We start from the raw sequence: 1,568 nt of genomic DNA, 5'->3' as shown, positions 1-1,568 counted from the left end.
GGTCAGCGCCGACCTCCTCATGCTGGTCGTTGATCGCCCGAACGCTGTTGTCGGCAGCTTCGAGCAGGTCGGTCCGGCCGGGCAAATCCACGGGCAGGCCGTGATCGTCAGCACGTCGTCCGGCGTCGGTGGGGGTCATCGCCGCCACCTCATCCGGGTGCGGGACGTCGATCCAGCGTGTGCCGGGTAGCCGGCTGCGTACCAGCGCTTCTTTGACGCTGAGCGCCTCACGCGCGCCGGGGCCGAAATACACCCGGACGACACCACCGGTGATCCGTGGGGCGTCGCGCACCCACGGCGGGATCGCGGCATCAGGGTCCAACGCGAAGTACATCCCGCTGTCGACGATGGACGGGAAACAGAGGGGCGTACCCGACATCACAAGCCTTTCGCGCGAGTGTGGCTCACTGGACGCAGTCGGAGATCCGGTTCCGGAGGTCGGTCAGGGCCTTTTCCACGTGCGGGAACGAGGTACTCGCATGCCTGATGACGTAGTACCAGGCCACCCGGTCCTCACCGGACAGACACTCGATCAGCGTCAGCAGCGACTGCAGGTTCGCGGCGGTGTCGTCGACCTGATCCGGGTGAATCAGAGCGATCAGGTTCTCCGTGATGGCCGCATGCGCGCGAAGCCGTTCCGGCTGTCCTGGCGTCCGGGCCGCGCGTTCGCCGTCCATCTCGCCCTTGGCCCGGATCACCGTCAGCCCATCACGCGGAGTGAGCCCGGTCGCCGTGCTGAGCTGGGCAGCCACCAGTTCCCGCAACCAGAGCAGACCAGTCAGATACTCGCCCACCCGACTCGGGAGATTCAACGGACGGTCGGTGAGATAACCGAACAACAGGTTCTCGTCCGCACGCAGCACCGGCGCCGTGATCGGGTCGGCGAGCCACTGGCTACGCGGCGCGATCGACTCAGCGGGCGGATCAGCCGCGGCGTTCACCGCCGTCTTCACCACCGTGCTGAACGCCGGCGTGATGACGTCCGGCACGAAGAACGGGCTGTCGCGGATCAGGCCGTCACCGAGCCGATCCGGGCGCGTGATGTGCTCGTTGTACTGCCGGACCAGCCGGACCAGCTCATCCGCGGCCTCCGGGGTACGCACCCGGTCGACGTGCTCACCGAAGTATCGCTCGGCGTCCTTCATCGTCGGCAACGCCAGCAACTCCCGCAGCTGCGGCATCGTGGTGTCCGCACGAGGATCGGCCAACTCCGCCGCACGCCGCACCGCATCGTCGGGAGAAACGAAGCGATCCGTCTGCCCGTCCGGACCCCTGACCACCCACTGCTCCTTCCAGCTATCGTCCAGATGCACCAACGACCGCCCATCCAGCTGGGTGGTCAGCCAGATGGCCTGATCGTTCGCCTCATGAGCCAGCACGACCCGAAGACCCCGGTTGTGGTCCAGCCCGTGGTGCAACACCTCCCCAAGCCCGGATTCCAGGGTCGACCTGCCGTCCAGCACCTCACCCCGCCGGCCGTTCAACCGGAAATGCGGCACCTCCAGCCGCTCCGACAACTCAGCAACCTTCGCCTGCAACGGGCCGACGAAATCGGCATCCCACGACCC

Annotated in this window: 2 protein-coding genes; both read right to left on the bottom strand. The window is 67.0% G+C overall.

Going from position 1 to position 1,568, the window contains the following annotated elements:
* The coding region (locus QSK31_RS48425; protein ID WP_285691981.1) for a hypothetical protein at nucleotides 1–334 on the bottom strand (334 nt) is incomplete at its 3' end.
* A 70-nt stretch (nucleotides 335–404) separates the two neighbouring features.
* The coding region (locus tag QSK31_RS48420; protein ID WP_285691980.1) for a hypothetical protein at nucleotides 405–1,568 on the bottom strand (1,164 nt) is incomplete at its 5' end.

Origin of the sequence: Actinoplanes sp. NBRC 103695 (assembly GCF_030269485.1) — a bacterium.
Classification (GTDB): domain Bacteria; phylum Actinomycetota; class Actinomycetes; order Mycobacteriales; family Micromonosporaceae; genus Actinoplanes.
Note: the sequence above shows the minus strand (reverse complement) of the source record. Positions and strands in the feature narration are given on the sequence as shown.